This is a genomic window from Tenacibaculum pelagium (assembly GCF_014062345.1).
Classification (GTDB): domain Bacteria; phylum Bacteroidota; class Bacteroidia; order Flavobacteriales; family Flavobacteriaceae; genus Polaribacter; species Polaribacter pelagius.
Window position 1 is genome coordinate 169514 of sequence record NZ_JACGLS010000004.1, and the last position, 23904, is coordinate 193417.

The 23904-nt window shown below is 30.2% G+C and carries 20 protein-coding genes; 11 read left to right on the top strand and 9 right to left on the bottom strand.

All coding sequences use genetic code 11. The annotated features are described in order from the left end of the window. Window positions 1-2: 2 nt before the first annotated feature. Complete coding sequence (moaA, locus tag H3Z83_RS09765) at window positions 3-995, bottom strand: GTP 3',8-cyclase MoaA (protein WP_182125304.1); 993 nt, start codon at window positions 993-995, stop codon at window positions 3-5. A gap of 74 nt (window positions 996-1069) precedes the next feature. Then, a complete protein-coding gene (locus tag H3Z83_RS09770; RefSeq protein WP_182125305.1) occupies window positions 1070-2842 on the bottom strand; it encodes a MutS-related protein in 1773 nt (590 codons plus the stop codon). Window positions 2843-2917: 75 nt separating this feature from the next. Here H3Z83_RS09770 and uvrC point away from each other — a divergent pair, with 75 nt between their 5' ends. Both uvrC and H3Z83_RS09780 read left to right on the top strand, forming a co-directional pair. Then, window positions 2918-4714 (top strand): excinuclease ABC subunit UvrC, encoded by a 1797-nt coding sequence (gene uvrC / locus H3Z83_RS09775; RefSeq protein ID WP_182125306.1) that lies wholly within the window; start codon window positions 2918-2920, stop codon window positions 4712-4714. Next, complete coding sequence (locus H3Z83_RS09780) at window positions 4711-6900, top strand: patatin-like phospholipase family protein (RefSeq protein ID WP_182125307.1); 2190 nt, start codon at window positions 4711-4713, stop codon at window positions 6898-6900. Before uvrC ends, H3Z83_RS09780 begins: the two co-directional genes overlap by 4 nt. 58 nt (window positions 6901-6958) lie before the next feature. Here the strand turns inward: H3Z83_RS09780 and H3Z83_RS09785 are convergent, their stop codons facing one another. Further along, a complete protein-coding gene (locus H3Z83_RS09785; protein ID WP_182125308.1) occupies window positions 6959-8503 on the bottom strand; it encodes an Rne/Rng family ribonuclease in 1545 nt (514 codons plus the stop codon). A 287-nt stretch (window positions 8504-8790) separates the two neighbouring features. Next, window positions 8791-9081 (bottom strand): HU family DNA-binding protein, encoded by a 291-nt coding sequence (locus H3Z83_RS09790; protein ID WP_068702156.1) that lies wholly within the window; start codon window positions 9079-9081, stop codon window positions 8791-8793. A gap of 129 nt (window positions 9082-9210) precedes the next feature. On the opposite strand from H3Z83_RS09790, the gene mutY reads away from it, so the two are divergent. Genes mutY through gldD form a run of 4 tightly spaced genes read left to right on the top strand, consistent with a single transcriptional unit; the run spans window position 9211 to window position 12597 of the window. Next, the gene (gene mutY, locus H3Z83_RS09795) at window positions 9211-10257 is read left to right on the top strand and encodes an A/G-specific adenine glycosylase (protein WP_182125309.1); all 1047 of its coding nucleotides are present in this window, start codon (window positions 9211-9213) and stop codon (window positions 10255-10257) included. Between the two features lie 37 nt (window positions 10258-10294). Beyond that, window positions 10295-10732 (top strand): single-stranded DNA-binding protein, encoded by a 438-nt coding sequence (locus tag H3Z83_RS09800; RefSeq protein WP_182125310.1) that lies wholly within the window; start codon window positions 10295-10297, stop codon window positions 10730-10732. A 19-nt stretch (window positions 10733-10751) separates the two neighbouring features. Beyond that, the gene (gene gldE, locus H3Z83_RS09805) at window positions 10752-12053 is read left to right on the top strand and encodes a gliding motility-associated protein GldE (protein WP_182125311.1); all 1302 of its coding nucleotides are present in this window, start codon (window positions 10752-10754) and stop codon (window positions 12051-12053) included. Then, window positions 12046-12597, top strand: a complete 552-nt coding sequence (gldD, locus tag H3Z83_RS09810; protein WP_182125312.1) for a gliding motility lipoprotein GldD — start codon at window positions 12046-12048, stop codon at window positions 12595-12597. The genes gldE and gldD overlap by 8 nt, the downstream gene beginning before the upstream one ends. Here the strand turns inward: gldD and H3Z83_RS09815 are convergent. After that, the gene (locus H3Z83_RS09815; protein ID WP_182125313.1) at window positions 12594-13613 is read right to left on the bottom strand and encodes a COX15/CtaA family protein; all 1020 of its coding nucleotides are present in this window, start codon (window positions 13611-13613) and stop codon (window positions 12594-12596) included. The genes gldD and H3Z83_RS09815 overlap by 4 nt on opposite strands. Before the next feature lie 86 nt (window positions 13614-13699). Further along, window positions 13700-14224 (bottom strand): cation transporter, encoded by a 525-nt coding sequence (locus H3Z83_RS09820; protein WP_246337526.1) that lies wholly within the window; start codon window positions 14222-14224, stop codon window positions 13700-13702. 89 nt (window positions 14225-14313) lie between these two features. On the opposite strand from H3Z83_RS09820, the gene H3Z83_RS09825 reads away from it, so the two are divergent. Next, the gene (locus H3Z83_RS09825; RefSeq protein ID WP_182125314.1) at window positions 14314-15186 is read left to right on the top strand and encodes a DMT family transporter; all 873 of its coding nucleotides are present in this window, start codon (window positions 14314-14316) and stop codon (window positions 15184-15186) included. A gap of 53 nt (window positions 15187-15239) precedes the next feature. On the opposite strand, the gene H3Z83_RS09830 is transcribed toward H3Z83_RS09825, so the two are convergent. Then, complete coding sequence (locus tag H3Z83_RS09830) at window positions 15240-17288, bottom strand: M16 family metallopeptidase (protein WP_182125315.1); 2049 nt, start codon at window positions 17286-17288, stop codon at window positions 15240-15242. Window positions 17289-17306: 18 nt separating this feature from the next. Further along, window positions 17307-18629 (bottom strand): M16 family metallopeptidase, encoded by a 1323-nt coding sequence (locus H3Z83_RS09835; protein ID WP_182125316.1) that lies wholly within the window; start codon window positions 18627-18629, stop codon window positions 17307-17309. Window positions 18630-18836: 207 nt separating this feature from the next. Between H3Z83_RS09835 and rplU the strand changes: the two genes are divergently transcribed. From rplU to H3Z83_RS09855, 4 genes are all read left to right on the top strand, one after another. After that, a complete protein-coding gene (rplU, locus tag H3Z83_RS09840) occupies window positions 18837-19322 on the top strand; it encodes a 50S ribosomal protein L21 (RefSeq protein ID WP_182125317.1) in 486 nt (161 codons plus the stop codon). Between the two features lie 22 nt (window positions 19323-19344). Next, a complete protein-coding gene (rpmA, locus tag H3Z83_RS09845; RefSeq protein WP_182125318.1) occupies window positions 19345-19605 on the top strand; it encodes a 50S ribosomal protein L27 in 261 nt (86 codons plus the stop codon). A gap of 565 nt (window positions 19606-20170) precedes the next feature. Beyond that, window positions 20171-20905, top strand: a complete 735-nt coding sequence (locus H3Z83_RS09850; protein ID WP_182125319.1) for a LytR/AlgR family response regulator transcription factor — start codon at window positions 20171-20173, stop codon at window positions 20903-20905. A gap of 1 nt (window position 20906) precedes the next feature. Next, window positions 20907-22823, top strand: a complete 1917-nt coding sequence (locus H3Z83_RS09855) for a tetratricopeptide repeat-containing sensor histidine kinase (RefSeq protein ID WP_182125320.1) — start codon at window positions 20907-20909, stop codon at window positions 22821-22823. On the opposite strand, the gene dinB is transcribed toward H3Z83_RS09855, so the two are convergent. Continuing rightward, window positions 22820-23902, bottom strand: coding sequence for a DNA polymerase IV (dinB, locus tag H3Z83_RS09860; RefSeq protein ID WP_182125321.1), 1083 nt, complete (start codon window positions 23900-23902; stop codon window positions 22820-22822). The two genes, H3Z83_RS09855 and dinB, sit on opposite strands and share 4 nt — an antisense overlap. Window positions 23903-23904 lie beyond the last annotated feature (2 nt).

The window sequence follows — 23904 nt, forward strand, 5'->3', positions numbered from 1 at the left end:
AACTAACCACCAATTGTACTCATACTTTCACTTACATTTCCTTTTTTGCGGTTTGCTTCTGCAATAAATCCGTTTTCGGGTTTTTCTTTTATCAGCGATAAAAAGAGTTCTTTTAAATCATCATTACTGGCTCCGTTACGAATAAAATCACGTAGATTAAAAACACCATCGTCAAACAAACAATTTTTAAAAGTACCGGTTGAGGTAATTCGAATTCGGTTACAATCGTTACAAATAGTTCGAGTAAAAGCAGGAATAATTCCTACAGTACCTTGATGACTATCGATAGAAAAATTACGTGATGTAGATGATTTTTCTGAAACAATTGTTTTTACATCATACTTAGATTTTATTTTGTCTAATATTTTAGTGTAATTCCAGTTTTCTTTAGTGTCGCGTAATCCTTTTCCGTTAAAAGGCATTTCTTCAATAAAACGAACAGCAATGTTTTTATCTTTTGTTAAGGCAACAAAATCATTAATTTCATCTGTATTAAAACCAGACTGCACTACAACATTCAGTTTTAAATTCAATGAGCTTTTTTCTAATAATTCAAAGGTTTTATACACTTCAGGAAAAACATCACGACGCGTAATTTTAGCAAACTTATCGGCATGTAAACTGTCAATACTTAAATTGATGTTTTTAATTTTATCAAGCTTTTCTAGAGTATGAATATGCTTAGAAACTAATGCTCCGTTAGTGGTAATGTTTATAGCATCTAACAAATCGTTATACGACAACATTTCTAAAAAAGGCATAAAATCTTTACGAGCAAAAGGTTCGCCACCTGTTAAACGAACTTTGTTTACACCTAACTCGGTAAGTACACGAATAATACGATACATTTCTTTGTAGGTTAAAAGCTCTTTTCTAGGCACAATATCAATTCCTTGTGCAGGCATACAGTATTGACAACGAAGGTTGCAACGATCTGTTACAGCTAGTCGAACATAGCTGATTTGTCTACCAAAATTATCAATAAGTTTACTCATACTGTAAAGATATGGATTAATGAATCAAATATTTACTGTCATTTATCATAGTTTTATAGTAATCTATGACAGATTTATACTATTTCCATTTTTTTTAATAAAAAGGAAGCATTCATGTTTTTACACACACCGTTTTTCATTGTATAATCGAAATGTAATTCATCATTTAGTATTTCTGCATCGAAAAAATAATTTTTAATGGTTGAATACTCGGTAGCCAGTTCACATAAACTTACATCATGGGTGGCAATAATTCCGTTAGAGTTAGAACTGTTTAATTTTTCAACAAACTTTTTAGATCCAATGGCTTTGTCTTTGCTATTAGTTCCTTTTAAAATTTCATCTAAAATGATAAAATAGTTTTCATTTTTAATTTCGTTAACGATAAATTTTAATCTTTTTAATTCAGCATAAAAGTAAGATTCATCATCGTTTAATGAATCTGAGGTTCGCATACTAGTAATTAATTTTACTGGGCTGTAGTTGAACTTATCTGCGCAAACAGGTAATCCGCAATTGGCCATTACAATAGACAAAGAAACGGTTCTTAAAAACGTACTTTTTCCAGCCATATTAGCTCCTGTTACAATAAAAAACTCTTCATTATCGATACTAAAATTATTATCAATTCTTTTTAAAGGATCTAATAAAGGATGCCCTAAATTTGTAGCTTTTATAGTTGATTTTTCTTTTTGAATAGTTGGATATATATATTGCGGTTTATTAAAAGTAAAGTTTGCAAATGAGTTTTGTGCATCAAAATAAGAAACCACAGCAAACCATTCTTCTACGGTATTTTTATAGGTAGTAATCCACTTTTCAATAATCACAGCATTTCGAATATCCCATAAAAAAAGTCCATTTCCAGCCACAGCTATTATTACATTATTACGTTGATCGAATGCATCTAATTTTTTAGAAAACTCTTTAAAAATAGCAGATGCTTTTTTTTGTTCTAACTGAATTTTTTGCTGTTTCTCTTTTAATATTGGATTAGTAAAATCTTCGTTTTCTATTAATTCTAGTAATTGGTAATATTGACTAAATGTTTCTTTAGCATTACTAGTTTCGGTATATAATTTTTGAGTTTTTTTGAAAAAAGCACCAGTAATTCCTAAGCCGATAAAAAACCATACTAGCACCAATGAAAAAGAAACGAGTTGAAAACTCAGTAGTCCAATAAGTAAGATAGATACTAAAGAAAAAATATAAGAAAATAGAGGAAGAAAAGAAGGAAGCCTTTGTTGGTAAGAATGTATCCAACTTACAATACTAGTTATACTGGTTTTTGTTTTAATTAAACTAGCAATAGCGGTATAATGTTGACGCCATTTTACTTTTAGAGAAAGCTCTTTTATAACCTCTTGTTTTTGTTCAAGATCTTCAAGATGATTACTTGTTAAGGTATTTGCTGCTAATTTTTTTCCCTCGAAAGTTGCTGTTCTGTTTAGGTATTGGAAAAAAGATCCTCTACCAAATAAATCAATATCATTACTAAAATAGTGTTCAGGATTTATAAACTCTTTTCCTGTTTCTTCTAAATGAGAAAAATTACCTTTTAAAACCTCAATTTCAGTTTTATTAATGCGAAGCTTAATTTCGGTAAGCTTTTTCTGTTTTTTTAGATATCCATGTTTTAGTATTAAAAATACAAAAGCAATAATACTTAGTAAACTACCAATAAAGAAAAAAGATGACTTTGTAAAAGCTAAGTATGTAGTAAAAGCAATCGCTAAAAAAGCTAAAAGGCGTAACATACGTGTTGTTAACAACTGCTTTTTAAGTGTGTTAAACTTTTTGTTTAGCTGATTTATTTCTTCGTTATAAAATTGAATTGACTCTTGCATTCGAGATTAAATAAATATTGATGTAAAAGTACGTATCGCCGTTTAAATATCTGTATAAAATTGTATTTTCGTTGTATGCCAACTCCATTAGAACTTCAAATAAAAACATTACCTAACTCACCAGGTGTTTATCAATATTTTGATAAGGAAGATGTAATTATTTACGTTGGTAAAGCAAAGAATTTAAAAAAACGAGTTTCATCCTATTTCACGAAGAATCACGAGAACGGTAAAACTCGAATTTTAGTCAAAAAAATTGTTCGGATAGAGCATGTAGTTGTCGATACAGAAACCGATGCTTTATTATTAGAGAATAACCTGATAAAAAAATACAAACCGCGTTATAATATTTTATTAAAAGATGATAAATCGTATCCGTGGATTTGTATAAAAAAAGAACGTTTTCCTCGAGTATTTTCTACACGAAGAGTGATTAAAGATGGTTCAGAATATTTTGGTCCATATACTAATATGAAAACGGTACATGCGCTTTTAGATTTAATAAAAGAACTATATCCGCTACGTACTTGTAATTACGATTTAAGCCAGGAAAAGATTGATGCAGGGAAATACAAAGTTTGTTTAGAGTACCATTTAGGAAACTGTAAAGGTCCTTGCGAAGGTTTTCAACATGAAGATAATTATTTAGAGGACATTAGAGCTATTCGAAATATTATAAAAGGTAACTTTAAAGAGAGTTTAGAGCGTTTACAACAAATGATGCTTGATTTTGCTGCTGAAATGAAGTTTGAAGAGGCGCAAAACATCAAAGATAAATTAGCTTCTTTACAAAACTATCAAGCAAAATCGACGATTGTAAATCCATCGATTAATAACGTGGATGTGTTTTCTGTTATTTCTGATGAAACACACGGATATGCGAACTTTTTTAAGGTGATGAACGGATCAATTGTCCAATCATACACCACTGAAATAAAAAAGAAATTAGATGAAACTGATAAAGAATTACTAGAGCTTTTTATAATAGAAACTCGCAATAGATTTAATTCTTTATCTAGAGAAGTTTATACGCCTTTTAAAGTTGATTTAGGAGAAAATATTAAGGTGACTGTTCCTAAATTAGGAGATAAAAAACGAATTGTAGAATTATCGGAGCGGAATGCGAAATATTATCGCATGGAACAGTTTAAACAGATTAAAATTGTAGACCCAGATCGTCATGTAAAGCGTATCATGGGGCAAATGAAAAAAGATTTGCGATTGAGTGTTGAGCCAAGACATATTGAGTGTTTTGATAATTCGAATATTCAAGGAACACATCCAGTGGCTGCTTGTGTGGTGTTTAAAGACGGTAAACCAAGTAAAAAGGAATACCGCCACTACAATATAAAAACGGTAGAAGGTCCAGATGATTTCGCATCTATGGAAGAGGTGGTTTTTAGACGTTACAAGAGATTGTTAGAAGAAAACCAACCATTGCCACAATTAATTGTAATTGATGGAGGAAAAGGACAGTTATCATCCGCATTAAAAAGCTTAGATGTTTTAGGTTTGCGAGGCAAAATTGCTATCATCGGAATTGCGAAACGATTAGAAGAAATTTATTACCCAGGAGATTCCGTTCCGTTGTATTTAGATAAGAAATCGGAGAGTTTAAAAATTATTCAATATTTACGTAACGAAGCTCACCGTTTCGGAATTACCTTTCATAGAAATAAACGAAGTAAAAGCGCCATACAATCTGAGTTAGAGCAGATACCAGATGTAGGAAAACAAACCATAACCAATTTATTACGTAAATTTAAATCGGCTAAACGAATAAAAGAAGCTACTTTAGAAGAATTAAAAGAAGTTGTTGGGTTGTCTAGAGCCCAGAAAGTATATCAATATTATCAAAAAGATAAAGAATGAAAAAATTGCTAATCCTATTGTTTTTTCCAGTGTTACTGTTGGCACAAAATCAACCTAAAGTTGGATTGGTTTTAAGTGGTGGTGGAGCGAAAGGATTTGCACATATTGGTGTTTTAAAAGAATTAGAAAAAGCAGGAGTTCAAATAGATTATGTTGGTGGTACGAGTATGGGTGCTATTATTGGTGGTTTGTATTCGGCGGGTTATTCAGCAAATCAAATTGAGAAAATTATTAAGGACACCGATTTTATGGAGGTGTTGCAAGATAAAATTCCACGAAGAGAAAAACCACTTTTTCAAAAAGAACACGGAGAAAAATACGCAGTTACATTACCCATTAAAGAAGGAGATATAGGATTACCTTTAGGTTTGTCAAAAGGACAGAACGTTTTAAATTTTTTAACCGAATTGTTAGCTCCTGTAGATGAAATCAACAATTTTTCTAAATTACCTGTACCATTTTATTGTGTAGCTACGAATATAGAAACAGGTGCAGAGGAAGTTTTAGAAAGAGGCTCGTTGCCCTTAGCTTTAAGAGCAAGTGCGGCGTTTCCATCGTTGTTAAATCCTGTTGAAATTGACGGAAAATTAATGGTCGACGGAGGAGTAGTAAATAATTTCCCTGTAGATGTAATGAAGCAAAAAGGAATGGATTTAATAATTGGCGTTAGTGTGCAAGGTCAATTATTAAGAAGAGAAGAACTAGCTTCTGTAGCATCATTATTAATGCAGATTGTAAATTTTCAGATGTATAAAAAATCTGACGAACAAATTCGATTATTAAACATTTATGTTCGACCAGATATTGTTGAATACAGTGTGATTTCTTTCGATAAAAAAGATGAAATTTTAGCAGAAGGAGTTAAGGTAGCAAAAACATTTAAAGTAGTTTTCGATAGCATTGCTAAACTTCAACCAAACAAAAAAAAGAGACCCGTTTTAAACTTAAAAAACGATAAGTTTTTAGTTGATAGAATTGTTATTAAAGGGAATAAAAATTATACAGATAATTATATTCTAGGTAAGTTACAATTAAGACAAGGTGATAGTGTTTCGTATAAAGATGTCTCTAAAAAAATTAACACATTAACAGCGTCTAAAAACTTTAAAAGAATTGATTATCATTTCGAAAAGTTTTTTACAGGAAAAAAGATAGAATTAGTTGTAAAAGAAGATAAGATTAAGTCTTATTTGCGTTTTGGTTTACACTACGATTTGCTATATAAATCGGCAGTGTTAGTAAATTACAATCATAAGAAAGTACTTTTTCAAAATGATGAACTGTCTTTAGATATAGGTATTGGAGATAAAATAAGATACGATTTTCAGTATTTTATTGACAATGGATTGATGCCGAGTTACGGTTTTAAATCAAGATTTAATGTTTTTAATAGCGACTTTTTGTTTGATAGTAATTTAATTAATATTAGATATGCTGATTTTAGTAATGCATTTTACTTGCAAACAACGATGGATAAAAAGTTTGCTTTAGGTTTTGGATTAGAACAGAAATACATAAAAGTAAGTTCAGAAAATATTTTAATGAATGGACAAGAAACACTTTTTGATAATAGTAATTATGTAAATCTTTATTCTTTTTTAAAGTTAGACACTTATAATAAAGAAATGTTTCCAACAGAAGGTTTTTACGCAGATATAGGTTTTAAATGGTTTGTTTGGTCAGATAGAAATAATGAGTTATCTAATTTAGCGCAAGGAAGCGAAGAATTTCATCAATTCTCCCAAATAGGAGGTAAGTTAGGTTTTACAACAACCTTTTACGATAAGTTAACTTTTCAATACACATCAGAAGCAGGATATACTTTAGGTAAAAAAGCGTCACAGATGTTTGATTATCGTTTAGGAGGGTACAACCAAAATTACATTAATAATTTTGTGCCTTTTTATGGATACGATACAGGAGCTTTAAATGACCAATCTTTTTTAAAATCGGAATTTAATTTTAGATATCAGGTTTTTGATAAGCATTATGCAACCATTATTGCAAATTATGCGCGCACTGAAGAAGATGTGTTTGAAGAAGGAAGTTTGTTTAAAAACACCAAATCAGGATATGCAGTTGGTTATAGCGTAGAAACTTTTTTAGGACCTGTAGAATTAAAGTATAGCTGGTCGCCAGATCATTCTGAAAAATACTGGTTATTTAATCTTGGTTTTTGGTTTTAAGCATAAAAAATCCCGTATCAAATATGATACGGGATTTTTATTTCATAATAAGATTGCCCTACTTAACTGTTTTCTTCTTTTTTAAAAAGAATTTATATTGTAAGTATTGGTAAGCATCTCGAGGTAATATTTTAATCCACTTTTTGTGTTGTACAAACCATTTAAAACGAATAGAGTTAACACCTTTTGTTAAATAAGCAGCGATAAAAGGATGTACATTTAACGTAATCTCTTTATAATTTTTATCGTTGTTAATTAGGCGTTCTAATTCTGCTTCTATTTTTTCTACTAAAACAATAGGAGCTTCAACCTCTCCGTTTTTATTTGGGTTTGGTTCACGTGTTTTTATTTCTAATTCAGGTCGTACACGTTGTCTTGTAATTTGTACTAAACCAAATTTACTCGGAGGTAAAATTTTATGTTTTGTACGGTCTAAAGACATGGCATCTTTTAAATGCTGATATAATTTCTGTCTGTTTTCAGAGGTTTTCATATCAATAAAGTCAACAACAATAATTCCGCCCATATCTCGTAACTGTAATTGACGAGCTATTTCTGTAGCTGAAATTAAATTGACTTCTAACGCAGTTTCTTCTTGGCTTAAAGCCTTGTTAGAGCGGTTACCACTGTTAACATCTATAACATGTAGTGCTTCGGTGTGTTCAATAACTAAATAAGCACCTTTGCTCATAGAAACTGTTTTACCAAACGATGTTTTTATTTGACGTTCAATACCATATTTCTCAAAAATAGGAGTATCAGATTTGTGAAGTTTTACAATACTCTCTTTTCCTGGAGATATTTCTTCTAAATACTCTTTAATTTCAATCATTAAGGTTTCATCATTGGTTACAATACTTGTAAAAGAATCGTTCATCACATCTCTTAATATAGAAGATGCTCTGTTTAACTCACCTAATATTTTTGTTGGGGTATTTTGGTTTGCAATACTGTTGCATAATGTTTCCCAACGATCTAGTGAGTTTTGTAAATCTTTATCTAGTTCTGCTACTTTTTTTCCTTGAGCAACAGTACGTAAAATAAGTCCAAACCCTTTTGGTTTGATACTTTTTGCTAATTTTTTTAAACGTTCTTTTTCTTTTGGATCCGCAATTTTTTGTGATACAGATACTCTATTTGAAAAAGGAACTAAAACTAAAAATCTACCAGCTATTGATAGTTCCGAACTAATACGCGGACCTTTGGTAGATATAGGTTCTTTTACAATTTGTACTAATAAATTTTGACCTGATTTTAGTACATCATTAATTTTCCCATCCTTATTAATATCATTTTCAGGACGAAAGTTTTTTAAAGTGAATTCTTTATAATTACCCGTGCTTACTTTCTTAATGAATTTATTTAAAGATTGTACTTGTGGTCCTAAATCATGATAGTGTAAAAAACCATCTTTAGGATATCCAACATTTACAAAAGCGGCGTTTAAGCCAGTCATTACTTTTCCTATTTTAGCTAGAAAAATATCTCCGACCGAAAACTTGTTGTCGCTTGTTTCTTTGTTTAATTCAGTAAGTCTACCATCTCTTAGTAAGGCGAAATCAATATCAGAAGAATTTGAACGAATTATTAATTCTGTTTTCATTCTGAACATGGTTTTGTGCCAACGTAAAATGTACGAAGACGGATTAAATTTGTAAACAGGTATAATTTTTATACCATCTTAAGGTGTTAAAACCTTAATGTCAATGAACGTAGCTATAAAAGCAACGAAAAAGTAAGCGTTAGCTTACTTTTTCTTATGACGATTTGCTCTTGCTCTTTTCTTTCTTTTGTGCGTAGAGATCTTTGCTCTCTTTCTTTTCTTACCACTTGGCATAGTTAAAATGTTTTATAAAATCTTTGTAAAAAGATTTTTGGTTAATACGTTAATTACTTTACTGATACTTTTGTTTTAACACCTTCTGTAAAAACCTTAGATGGTTTAAATGCTGGGATGTTGTGTGCAGGTATTTTAATGGTAGTGTTTTTAGAAATATTTCTACCAGTTTTTTCTGCTCTAGTTTTGATAATAAAGCTACCAAAACCTCTTAAATATACATTATCTCCACTCTCTAATGCATCTTTCACCTCGTCCATAAATGCTTCAACTGTTGCTAAAACATCTGCTTTTTCAATTCCACTCTTATCTGAAATCTTAGATACGATATCTGCTTTTGTCATTCTATATATATTTTGAATTTATTTTTAAAAATGAGGGTGCAAATATATGATAATTAATCTATTCCGAAAATAATAAGAATAAAAATATCTAAATAAAATGCAGTATTTTCGCTAGCTCAATTTACATAAATGATTTTTGCTAACCAACTAATTTACTGGTATTTAAATAACAAAAGAGATTTGCCTTGGCGTAAAACTAAAGACCCTTACTTGGTTTGGTTAAGCGAAATTATGTTACAACAAACACGTGTAGCGCAAGGTTTACCATATTTTATCAAGTTTACTGAAGCCTATAAAACAGTATTTGATTTGGCAAAATCTGATGAAAGTTTGGTGTTAAAATTATGGCAAGGATTAGGCTATTATTCTAGGGCTAGAAACCTACATTTTACTGCTAAATATGTAGCTGATGAACTTAATGGAGTTTTTCCAAATAATTATAAAGAGTTATTAAAGTTAAAGGGAATTGGAGATTATACAGCTTCAGCGATTGCATCGGTTTGTTTTGATGAGCCAGTTGCAGTGGTGGACGGAAATGTTTATCGTGTATTGTCTCGTTATTTTGGTATTAATACTCCTATTAATTCCAGTAAAGGAATTAAAGAATTTAAAGAGTTAGCACAAACATTAATTGATAGTTCTCAACCAGGAACCTATAATCAAGCAATTATGGATTTTGGAGCGTTACATTGCAAACCTCAGAACCCGTTGTGTGATACTTGTCCGTTTTCAAGTAGTTGTGTAGCTTTAGAAAAGAAGTTGATAAAAGAATTGCCGGTTAAAGAGAAAAAAATAAAGATTAAAAAAAGATATTTTAATTTTTTAGTAGTGGTTACTGATGATAATCAAACAATATTTGAAGAAAGAATTGGTAAAGGAATTTGGCAAGGGTTATATCAATTTCCGTTAGTTGAAACTCAACAATCAATATCAGAAGAAGAATTGGTTAATCAAGAAGGTTTTGTAAGTGTTTTTCCTAAAGAAACAACCTTGTCTTTATTCAACACAAAAGATGTTGTCCATAAACTTTCTCACCAGCATTTATACACGAAATTTTGGATTGTAAAGACTTCAAAAGTTGCTAAAAAAACTATTTCTTGGAAAGATGTTAAACAATATCCAGTACCTATTTTAATAGATAATTTTTTGAATCAATATTTAAACACGAAAAAGTAAATTTTGTATATTTGATTCAATACAAATTCAATAAGCTATGGCAGGAACAATTAATAAAGTTATTTTAATAGGGCATCTAGGTGATGAGGTGAAAATGCATTATTTTGAAGGAGGTAACTCTGTTGGACGTTTCCCTATAGCTACAAACGAAACTTATACGAATCGTCAAACAGGAGAAAAGGTTACCAATGTAGAATGGCATAATATTGTAGTGCGTAATAAGCTTGCTGAAATTTGCGAAAAGTATTTGGTTAAAGGAGATAAGGTGTATTGCGAAGGACGTATAAAAACACGTCAATACGAAGTGGATGGTCAAAAACGTTATACTACCGAAATACAGGTGCAAGAAATGACGTTTTTATCAACTAAGAAAGAATTGAATCAAGCTCCAGCGAATACAAATCCTGTTCAGGAAAATCAAAATATAACTACACCCAATGTAGCTCCTAAAGAGGACGATGATTTGCCATTTTAGTTTAATTAAATTTTAAAAATTGGATCCAGAACCCGAACCATTATTTTTTTTAATATCAAGTATAGATTGGATAACAAGTGCTAATTGCATACTGTTGCTTGTGTTATTAATATGTTCTGCATTGGTTTCAGGAACCGAAGTTGCTTTTTTTTCGATATCACAAACAAAGCTAGATGAACTTTCATCAGCATCAAAGGGTAAGAGTACAGTTGTTAAACTTCTTGAAAGTCCGAAGAAATTATTAGGTACTATTTTAATCACCAATAACTTTATTAATATTCTTATTGTATTACTCTTTGCTTCATTAGGCGAAGTGTTTTTTAGAGGTTTATCTGGAGGAGTAAAATTCTTTGTTGAAGTTGTTGTTGTTACTTTTTTAATTCTATTATTTGGTGAAGTTTTACCAAAAGTATATGCTAGTCGAAAACCGATTCAGTTTGCTGGTCTTATGGCAAAACCAATTCAAGTTTTAAATACAATTTTAACACCGCTAAGTACCCCGTTAATTAAGCTAACAAGTATTGTTGAAAATAGATTAGGGAGCAAAAATGGTAATTTATCAGTAGAGCGTTTATCACAAGCTTTAGAGCTTACTTCTGAGAATGCTACAACGAAAGAAGAGCAAAAAATTTTAGAAGGAATTGTAAATTTCGGAAATACCGAAACAGTGCAAATCATGAAACCTCGAACAGATGTTTGTGCGATAGCAGATGATACAAATTACGATGAGGTTTTAAAAACAATTCTTAAAAACGGATATTCTAGAAACCCAGTGTATCATGAAAATATCGATAATATCATCGGTGTTTTATATGCGAAAGATTTATTAGAGCACTTGGGTAAGAAAACATATAAATGGCAAAATTTATTAAGAGAACCATTTTTTGTACCTGAAAACAAAAAGTTAGACGATTTGTTAAGTGAATTTCAAGAAAAGAAAAAACATTTGGCAATTGTGGTTGATGAATATGGTGGGACAAGCGGAATTGTAACTTTAGAGGATGTTATTGAAGAAATTGTAGGCGATATAAATGATGAGTTTGATGATGATGATTTAACCTATTCTAAGCTAGATGAAAACAATTATATTTTTGAAGGAAAAATAACAATTAAAGATTTTTGTCGTGTTTTAGAAGATGACGACGAAGAGAAATTTGAAGATGCTAAAGGAGAAAGTGAAACCTTAGCTGGTTTTATTTTAGAAGTATCGGGGAAGTTTCCTAAAAAAGGAGAGAAAATAAACTTTAGTAATTATACGTTTACTATTGAGGCGTTAGATAAAAAACGTATAAAACAAGTAAAAGCAACACGAAATGCGTAAGTTTTTATTGCTGATATCAGCAATGTTATTAATAAGTTGTGGTGAAGAAACCTTACCAAAACCAAAAGGATATTTAAGTTTAGAATATCCAGAGTTAGGGTATAATAAGTTAAATGAAAGCAGACCCTATCGTTTTGATGTTGCTAAAAACACATCGATAAAAAGCTTACCAAAAAACTGGTTGAAAATTCAGTACCCTAAATTAAAAGCTTCGGTTGATATTACGTATCGACCTATAAACAATAACCTTCGTGAGTTATTAATTGAAGCGGAGAAACTCGTATTAGAACACACAGTAAAAGCGGATCATATTTCTTGGCGTGATTTTAAAAATGATGACAGAAAAGTTTACGGAAAAATGTGTGAAATATCTGGTAATGCAGCTTCACAAATACAGTTTCATGTTACCGATAGTGCTAAGCATTTTTTAAAAGGTTCATTGTTTTTTTATACCAAACCTAATTATGATTCTATTTTACCAGCAGTTGAATACATTAAAAAAGACATGATTCAAATGATGGAAACTTTGGAATGGAAAGATTAATTAACCTTTCTACTCTGTAACCATAAATAAAACTGTAATCCAAACAATACAGCACCCGAAAGTAAATGAATAGCTTGCGTTCCTAAAGGGAATTCAGCATAGTACATTAAAATACCGGTAATTGTTTCTAAAAAGATTAAGAAAACAATCCAATTTACTAGTTTGTATCCTAAATTCTTAACCTGGTTTAAATAGAATATACCAAGGTTAATTAAGACTATCGCAATAGTAAATGAGCGATGAAAATAGAATTTAAAATTAGGTTCTAATAAACTAAACTGTTTGTTGTCGAAACCAAATAATTTTACTTGCTCATCAATAAATTGACGAACCTGAGTACCCATTGCAATTTGAATTAACGAAAAAACAGCCGATATAATTACGAGTTTACTAAACAGTGAATTGAATTTATAAGTTGCTTTTTTACGATCAGAAACTATAAATAACAGCCATAACAATAAGGCAACAATAACTAAGCCCGCTACCATATGAATGGTAATAATGGTTGGTTTTAAGTTAGAATCAACTACTGTTTTACCTAGCCAAGCTTCAAAAAGCATTAAAAAGAATGCTCCAAAAGATAAGAATGTTATTAGTTTCTTCTCTCTCCAAAACTTAATAGAAACAAAAATTAAAAACAAAAACGGAATTCCAGCTAAAGCAGAACTTAATCGATTGATATATTCTGTCCAAGTATGAAATTTATTGAATTTAGCATAGCTGTGTTTGGTGTATTTTGTCCAATTATTAGAATTGAATTCTTCAGATGTTTTTAAATCGTTTTCAGCAACAAATAAAGCTTCATCTTTAACTATAATCATTCCTTCTTCATACTCAGTATTTGGTTGCCAAGTAATTTGCTCTTCGGATGTTGGAGGGATATAATAACCAAAGCATTTTGGCCAATCAGGACACCCCATTCCCGATCCTGTCATGCGAACAACAGATCCTGCTAAAAATATAAGATAAACAGAAATTAAAGAAATTTTTACTATGAGAGGAAAGTGTTTTTTCATCAGAAGAAAAGTTTTTACAAAGATAGGATAAACGCATAAAAAAAGCTCCTTAATTAAGGAGCTTGATTTTTATATTAAAACTTGAATTATGCTTTTTTAGTTTCTGCGCAGCATTCTTTTTTGCAATCTTCTTCACAAGCTTTTTTGTCTTCAGTTTTTTCTGAGCAACAAGCCATTTTACAGTTTGTTTTACAAGCTTTAGCTTCAGCATCTGTTTTTGCCCCACAATCTTTTTTGCAATCTTTCTCGCAAACTTTTTTAGTTCCTTCAGCAGCTTTGTACATATCTCCGCTACCAATACCTTCAACAAAAGCAATTAAATCTGCTTTGTTTGTAATGTTAGAGTCGTATTTTATAGTTGCAATGCTATCTTTAAAAACAACATTAGCTTCTAAAACACCTTCTTTTTTATTTAAATCTGAAGCAATTTTCTTAGCACATCCTATCTCACAAGTCATTCCAGAAATGTTTAAAGAAAGTTCTTTTGCATTTGCAGCAACTTCAGTTTTTTGTTCTTTAGTCGCTTCTTCTTTTTTAGCGTCGTTTTTACAACCAACAGCTAAAATACTTACAAAAGCTAAAGCGAATATTATTTTTTGAATTTTCATCATTTAAAATTATTGGGTTATTTGGCAAAGTTATTAATAAAATCAAATTTATAAATAGAAATACCCGACTTTTGTACTTAAATAGATTGAGAATGAGTAATCAACAACGAAAATGGTTGTATTTAATAGTGCTTTCGCTAGTTTGGGGAAGCTCTTTTATTTTAATGAAAAAGGCACTAATAAGTATATCTCCAATACAGGTAGCTGCTTTACGAACTTTTTTTGCTGCTATATTTATACTTATTGTTGGATATAAAAGTCTACAAAAAATAAAAAAGAGACATTGGAAACATGTCCTCGTAAGTGCTTTAGTAGGAACTTTTTTTCCTGCTTTTCTCTTTGCTTACGCGATTAAAGGAATTGACAGCTCAATAGCATCAATCTTAAACTCACTAACACCTTTTAATACTTTTATTATTGGAGCTTTAGTATTTGGTTTTACTTTTAAGAAAAGTCAGTTTACAGGAATTTTAGTAGGATTGATTGGAACACTTGTTTTAATTGTAAAAGGAGCAGATTTAAACCCAGATCAGAATTATTGGTATGCTTTATTGCCAATCATATCTTCGGTTGGTTATGCGTTTAATGTAAATATTATAAAGAAACATTTACATGATTTAGATGGACTTACCATTACTGTGGGTCATTTTTTATTAGTAATAATTCCAGTATTAATAATATTAGGTTATACAGGTTTTTTTACTGAGTTTGAATTGAATTCAGAAACCAAACCTGCGTTATTGTATATAATCATTTTATCGGTTTTAGGAACTGCGATTGCGAAGGTGATATTTAATGATTTAGTTCATATTTCCTCACCGATTTTTGCGTCTTCTGTAACTTATTTAATACCTATTGTAGCAGTTATTTGGGGAATAATTGATGGAGAAAAACTGAGTATTATACAGTTATTGGCAGGCGGGATAATTTTATTTGGAGTTTGGTTAGTAAATAAAGCAAAATAAAAAGAGCCAAAGCATATGCTTTGACTCTTTAGTAATTTGAAAAGATATTCTATCTACTGAAAATCAGCATCAGATACACCTTCGTTTACTTTTATTTCTTTTACAATGAACTCTAAATTCATAGGTCCCATTTTTTGAGACATTTTATGTGGGAATTTAATTCCGTTCACTTCTTTATAATCAGAATATAAAGTAGGGACTTTCATTTCTCCTTGAGGCCCTTTAACGGTTTTTACTTCTTTTATTTTTAATCCAGAAGTTAAGTCGTAAAAGATTTCAGATTTACCATGCTTAATTACGTAGGCATTTTTTCCATCTACAGGTTCAATTCTTTCTAGCTTACCTTCTTTATAGGCTAAATCAGTAAAAGGAGCAGCTTGTTTTTTAGCTTCCTCTAATTCTTTACCAGTTACTTCTTTTTTCTGACCTCGTGCTTCTTGGTAGCCTTTAGTTCCGTCAAAAACCATCTTTTGCATTACATTTCCTGCCATAGAAACTAATACTAAAGATTTATTAGGTGCTGCGTTTTTTTGAACTAAATTTAATTGCATTCCTTGCACTTTAGCATCAGAAGAAATCATTACCGATTTTACAGCAGTTACTTTATCTTTGCCTCCAATAGCTTTAAAATAGCTGTCAACTACTGTTGATGCGGTAGTTCCATCAGGGATCGGTAAGCTCATTTCAGGCTTCGTAGTTGGATTACCATTGGCATCAAAATAGTTGATTTTATAATCAGCTGTTTTTTCTAAGTTCTTTAAAACATCAATTCCTTTACCAGTAATTATAATACGAGATTTATCACCTCTAAAATATTTAAGAGCTGCGTTTTGAACGTCTTCTAAAGTAACTGCATTAATATTTTTAAGGTAGTTCTTGTAGTAATCTTTAGATAATTTATTAGTTAAAATATTTAAAGCATAGTTTGCTACTGTTCTTGGTTTTTCAACATTTCTTACAAAAGAACCAATGTATTTAGCCTTTGCAACATCTAATTCTTCTTGTGTTGCTTTTTTGTAGCGTAATTTGTTGATTTCTTTCATTGCTTCAACCATAGCACTATCGGTAACCATGTTTCTTACTGAAGCAGAAGTTTTAAATCGAGAAGCATATCTATCAGCTCCAATCCCTGAGTAAGCACCATAAGTGTACCCTTTATCTTCACGTAAATTTTTATACAGTCTACCTGTACCACCACCACCAAGAATTTGGTTGGCTAATAAAGCTGCGTAATAATCTTTATCACCCATTTTTAAATCAACAGCATTTATAATTGCTAATTCAGATTGAACAGCGTTAGGCATATTAATAAAATCGATTTCTGTAGTTGTAGGGTTCTCTACTTTTGGTAATGTTTGAGTAACTAAGTTTCCTTTAGCCCAGTTACCAAATAAAGATTCAACTTGAGTTTTAACCTCTTTAAAATTTACATCACCGATAATAACTAAATATGCATTATTTGGCTTGTAAGTTTTGTTATATAGGTCTTTTACGTCTTGTAATGTTACATTTTTTAAAGTTTCTTCAGAAGTAAACTCACCATAAGGATGATTTTTACCATAAGTAAGAGCGTTTTCTACTCTTCTAGCAATAGCTTTTACATTTTTAGCATTGCTTTTTATTCCGTCAAGAGATTGTTTCATTTGTTTGTCAAACTCACCTTGCTCAAAAACAGGATTAAAAGCAGCATCAGCCATTAAACCTAAAACTTTAGGAAAGTACTTTGATAATGAGCTAGTTCTTGCACCTTCATTCCAAAAAGAAATATTAGCACCTAAGAAGTCAACTTCTTGATCAAATTTTGCTTTAGGAGTATTTTTAGAACCAGTACCTAACATACCGCTTAATAGATTTTCAACTCCTTTTTTGTTACCAAAAGACATTGGTGGATTGTCGATAGATAAAGTAGCTGTTACTCTAGGTAGTTTATGATTTTCAACAACTAAAACTTGTAACCCGTTTTTTAAAGTAAATTTTTCAGGAGTTCCTAAGTTTATTTTTGGAGCAGGTCCTGGTTTAGGTTGTTTTGTTCTATCAATCTGTGCTGAAACAGTAAATGATAGAAATAATATTGTAACGATTGATAATATTTTCGTTTTCATTAAATTCAGTTTAGATGATTATTTCTTTTTTGATTCTGGTAAATATTCAATTACGATTCTTCGGTCTTTTGCTAAATACTTTTTAGCTACGGCTCTAATTTCTTCTTTAGTAATAGAATTTACGATTTCTAATTCTTTATTAATGTTATTAGTGTTTCCTATTAACATATAGTTTCTAGCTAAAGAATTAGCGATACCTTGTACATTAGAATTAGATGCAACAAAATTATTTTCGAACTTGTTACGAACTTTCTGCAAGTCTTTATCAGAAATTAATTCGGTTTGAAGTTTTAAAATTTCTTCATCCATTTCTTTTATTAAGTCTTCTAATGATGTCTTACCTAAAGGAATTGCTCCAATATTATAAACACTATAATCTTCTAAGTTTCTAGCAAAAGAAAAAACCTGTAAAGCTTTTTTCTTATCGTCTACTAACTTTTTGTATAATCTAGAACTTTTTCCGTTACTTAAAATAGTTGAAATTACGTCTAATACCTTAGCATCACGCTCTTTCATAGCAGGTGTTTTGTGAGCTAATAAAATAGCTGGTAATTGAATATTAGAATCATATTCTTTTACTCTTTTTTCTTTAGTTCTTTCTGGTTCAACAGTAGTTTCACGCTTTGGAAGTGTTCTAGCAGGAATTGATTCAAAGTAATTTTTGATTAACTTCTTGGTGTTTTTTGTCTCAAAATCACCCGCAATAACTAAAACAGCATTGTTTGGCATATACCATTTATCGTAAAAAGCTTTGAATTCCTCTAAAGTAGCACCATCTAAATCCTTCATAGAACCTATTAAAGAATTTTTGTAGTTGTGCTTGTCAAAAATATGACGGTATACATCACCATAAATAATTTTCCCATAAGGAGCATTATCCATTCGTTGACGTTTTTCTTCTTTTACAACTTCATTTTGAGTGTCTACTGCTTTTTGGTCGATAGTAGGATGTAATAAACGCTCAGATTCCATCCATAATCCTAGTTCTAAATTATTTGAAGGGAAAGTTTCGTAATAGTAAGTTCTATCCCAAGTTGTGTTTGCATTTCCAGCACCACCGTTAGCAGCTACAATTTTACTCCATTCACCACGACCAATATTTTTGGTTCCAGTAAATAATAAATGCTCGTAAAAATGAGCCATTCCTGTTTTCCCTTCAACTTCATCTTTTGAACCAACATGGTACATTACCCCAACAGTAACTACGGGAGCTGAATTGTCTTGATGCAAAATAACATGCATTCCATTACTTAAATCGTACTCTTCAAACTCCACTTTTTGTGCATTTGCAGAAAATGCAAATAACATAGCTGAAGCAAGAGATAAAACACTTTTTTTCATTAATAAATTTTTTAGTTTTTAACTGATTTTGATATATCTGACGTGAAATTAACTCTTTCGTTACGTTTATGAGTGAAAAAATATTTAAAATTTATAAGAGAGTAAGTAATTTTCTGAACTGTAGGTTGTTTGTTGTTGAAAAACTCGTATATTTGCATCCGCATTTTCACTAAGAAAGTGTATAAAGTATAACGCAAAACAAAAAGTATGTACGCAATCGTAGAGATAGCAGGGCAGCAATTTAAAGTAGCAAAAGACCAAAAAGTATACGTACACCGTTTACAAGAGGCAGAAGGATCAAAAGTAACTTTTGATAATGTAATGCTTGTTGAAGATAAAGGTAATGTAACTATTGGCGCCCCAGCTATAGCAGGTGCAGGAGTAACTGCAAAGGTATTAGGTCACTTAAAAGGTGATAAAGTAATCGTTTTCAAGAAGAAAAGAAGAAAAGGTTACAAAAAGAAAAATGGACATAGACAGTATTTAACTGAAATTCAAATTGAAGGAATTTCTGTTTCAGGTACTAAAAAGGCAGCTGCTAAGAAAGAAGCTCCTAAAGCTGAACCAAAAGCAGAAGCGACTGATTTAAGTTCAATGACTGTTGCAGAATTAAAAGCTGCAGCTAAAGAAGCTGGTATTAAAGGATACACTTCTTTAAAGAAAGCTGAATTAATTGAAGCGTTAAGCAAATAATTAACTTTAAAAACTTAGAGAGATGGCTCATAAAAAAGGTGTCGGTAGTTCGAAGAATGGTAGAGAATCAGAATCGAAACGACTAGGAGTAAAGATTTTTGGAGGACAAGCTGCAATTGCAGGTAACATTATCGTTCGTCAAAGAGGAACAACTCACAACCCAGGTGAAAACGTTTACATGGGGAAAGATCATACTTTACATGCTAAAGTTGATGGTGTAGTTGAATTCAGAAAGAAAAGAGACAACAAATCATACGTTTCAGTAACTCCATTCGAGGCTTAAGAAACTAATTGATTAGATAAATTAAAAGCTCAAACGTTTAACGTTTGAGCTTTTTGTATATCAAAAAGTTTTTAATTTAAATTGTTGCATAAAAAAAGCATTACGTTATGTAATGCTTTTTTTGATTTTGTCATTATTGATTAATCCCCCAATTCATCAATATGATCCCCTTGTGTATTATGATACAAATATGTAATAAATAAAGACTTGGTAAAAATGTTTATGTATAGTTGGTAGTGTTTTTTGTATAAATGGTAAATTAAAGAGTAGAAGTAACTTTACTATAAATAAAAAGACATCGTTATATAACGATGTCTTTTAAATTTTGTCATTATTGATTAATCCCCCAATTTACCAATATGATCCCCTTGTGTATTATACTGCAAATATGGGGGTAAAAAATATTTTAAAAATCTGTTTTTGTGTAAATGGTTTGATTTTATGTATAAATGGTAGGTATTCTTTTTTTTTAAGTAAAAGAGGAGCTCGATTATAGGGTAAAAGACAGATATGGTATTTTAATTTTACACTTATATCAGTTACATTTGGTGAAAATCCCTACAAAATGTTAAGAGCAATTATTGTTGATGATGAGCCAAAGGCTATACAAAGTCTTTCTTGGGAATTATCAAACTTTGATAAAGATATTGAAATCATAAACACGTTTACAGAAGCAGACAAAGCAATAAAACATATTAACGAGAGTTCAATTGATTGTCTTTTTTTAGATATTGAAATGCCAACTATGGATGGTTTTCAATTATTAGAGAAATTAAATAAAAGGGATTTCGCGGTAGTTATTACAACAGCATATAATGAGTACGCAATTAAAGCTTTAAAAAATGAAGCAATTGATTATTTATTAAAGCCTATTGATACAGACGATCTGGAAGCTACTATTAATAGGATTAAAAACCATAATAATAAGAATAATAGTAATGAGAAATTTGAAAAAATACTATCCAGCTTTACTCAGAAATTTAATAGACGAAAAATAACTATTAACACTGATGGAAAACTTATTTTCTTAGATCAATCAGAAATTTTATTTGTAGAATCAGACGGTAATTATTGCTCAATTCACACAACATTAAATAAAAAAATTGTGGTTACTAAAAAGTTGAAAGAAATAAACGAATTACTTCCTGATGAGCATTTTTTTAGAATCCATAATTCATTTGTCATAAATTTAAATAAAATAAAAGAGTTCTTAAAGTCTGATGGGTATGTGATTTTAGAAGACAACCATAAAATACCTGTATCACGTCAAAGAAAATCTGATTTCTTAGAAAAGTTTTAAAATGAAATTTATTTACACTTCCATATTATTATTTTTAATTTCAACATTAAGTTTTTCTCAGAAAAAGAATGTAGATAGTTTAATTGTCTCAGCAATTGAAAAAAAAGAGTCAAGTTATTTTAAACTTCAAAAGCATTTTAAAAGAGTCCGTTTTAAAGAAGATCAAATAGAAAAACTTTTAAAAGAAAGTCAAAAAAACAACTATGTAATAGGGGAGATTTTTGCAAGAAATGTTCAAGGACGTTCTCATAGAAATGTAACGGAGTATAATAAATCTGTTGAAAAATATAAGGAAGCTTTAAATTTATCTAAGGAGATAAAAAGTATAGAAGCTGAAATTGTAACTTTAAATCAATTAGGAGTAGTCTGTAGAAGACAAGATAAAATAAGAGGAGCTTTAAATTACCATCAATCAGCATTAGATATTATTTTAAAAGTAGAAAATCCTACTAACGATATAAAGATTAGTAATAGTATTACCATTAATAGTATTGGTAATATATATTTAACGCTAGGTCAATATGAAAGAGCCTTAGAAAAGTTTAGTGAATCAATTGCTCTTCAAAAACAACTAGAAGACCGTAGAGGTTTAGCAATTAACCACCAAAATATTGGATATGCTCATAAGAATATTGGGGATTTAGACTTAGCATTAGAAAATTATCAAAAATCTTTAGAATATAACAGATTAAATAATGATAAGCTTGGTAAAGTAATATGCCACAATAGTATTAGTGATATTTTGATTAAACAGCAAAAGTATAATGAAGCTTACGAATATATTACAGAAGTTATTGAATCTGCAGAAGAGATAGGTAATAGATACTATTTATCTGAAGTTTATAACACTTTAGGATGGTCGCTTTTAAAATTAAATAGATTAAAAGAATCTAGAGGTTATTTAGATAAAGCACTAAAAATAGGGATAGACAATAATATTCCCTCAAGTTTAGTATTATCATATGATCATTTATCTGAATTAAATGAAAAGGAAGAAAATTATAAGGAGTCCTTAGACTTTTTTAAGAAATCAATTGAAGTTAAAAATAAAACATTTAATGCTAAAACCATTCGTTATGTAAATAGTTTGATTAGTAAATATGATAGCGAAGTAAACAATAATAAAATAAAAAGTTTAGCACGAGAGAATGAAATATCAAAACTTAAATTATTAAGAAATAGAAACATCTTAATTATTTCGTTGGTTTCTATTGCTTTATTTGGAGTTTTATTATATTCAATCTACAGACAACGTTTATTAAAAAATGATAAACAGATTTTACTATTAGAACAAGAAGCACTAAGAATTCAAATGAATCCACACTTTGTATTTAATGCTTTAAATTCAATCAAACTTTATATCATAAATAATGAGCAGAAAAATGCTGTTTACTATTTAAATAAGTTTTCTAAATTAATCCGTAATATTCTAGAATCTACAACAGTAAAAGAAGTTGCTCTTTCTGAAGAATTGAAAACAATGAATCTTTACATGAGTATCGAAAATATCAGGTTTTCTAATGAAATAGCATATAATGAAAAGGTTGGAGATGATTTAAATTTAGAGAGAATTAAAATACCGCCATTAGTATTACAACCTTTTCTAGAAAACGCTATTTGGCACGGATTGTCATCAAAGAAAGGAGAAAAGAAGGTAGATTTAACCATTGAAAAATTTTCAAAAGAATTTATCGAAATTAATATTATAGATAATGGTATCGGTAGAGATGCTGCTTTTAAAATAAAAAGCAGTAAGTCTTTAAATAGAAAGTCGATAGGAATTGATTTAACCAAAGAAAGGCTGAAGAATTTTTCAAATGAATTTATAAATACTTATTCTTTAGAGTATATAGATTTGTTTGATGAAAACGGAAAGCCAAACGGGACAAAAGTGTCTTTAAAACTACCGATAGTTTAAAAATCAAACTTTAATTGTACCCATATAGGATCTTTTTTCTCGGTATTTAAATTACTAAAAGAAATGCCTAATAAACGTACAGAGTTTTTAAGTTTTTCTTGATATAATAGTTCTTTAACAACAGGATAGAATTCCTTTTTTAGCTGAATATAATGATTGGTTGTTTTACTACGAGTTTGTTGTGTAAAATCGCTGTATTTAATTTTTAAAGTAACCGTTTTACCTTTCGTATTCGATTTTTTCATTCTTCGCTCTAACTCTTCGGCTATTTTATCTAAACGATCTAACATAAAAACTTCTGATGATAAGTTTTCATTAAAGGTGCGTTCGGCAGCAATAGATTTGCGAACACGATTAGGTTTTACTTTACTATTATGAATTCCTCGAACAATATTAAAATAATGGACACCTGATTTTCCAAATAAAACCGAAAGTTCTTCTAAAGATTTCTTTTTTAAATCCAATCCGGTAAAGATGCCAAGGTTATGCATTTTAGCAGCAGTTACTTTACCAACACCATAAAATTTATTAACAGGAAGTTCTTCTAAAAAAGGAATAACATCTTCAGGGTTTATGGTTTTTTGTCCATTTGGCTTATTAATATCAGATGCTACTTTAGCTATAAATTTATTAATAGATATTCCTGCTGATGCCCTTAATTTTAATTCCTCCCAAATACGTTGACGAATTTCTTGAGCAATCATACTAGCTGAAGTATTTCCTTTCTTATTTTCCGTTACATCTAAATAAGCTTCATCTAAAGATAGTGGTTCAACTAAATCGGTATAATCATAAAATATTTTTCTAATTTTTGATGAAATCTCTTTGTAACGATCATATCTAGGTGGAACAAAAATTAAATGCGGACATTTTCTTTTAGCTAGAACACCACTCATAGCAGATCTTACACCGAATTTACGAGCTTCATAACTCGCTGCGGATACAACTCCTCTAATTTCACTTCCACCAACAGCAACAGCTTTACCAATTAAACCAGGATTGTCTAATTGCTCAACCGATGCATAGAATGCATCCATATCAACATGAATAATTTTACGATATGGTGGTTGTAATTCCATTT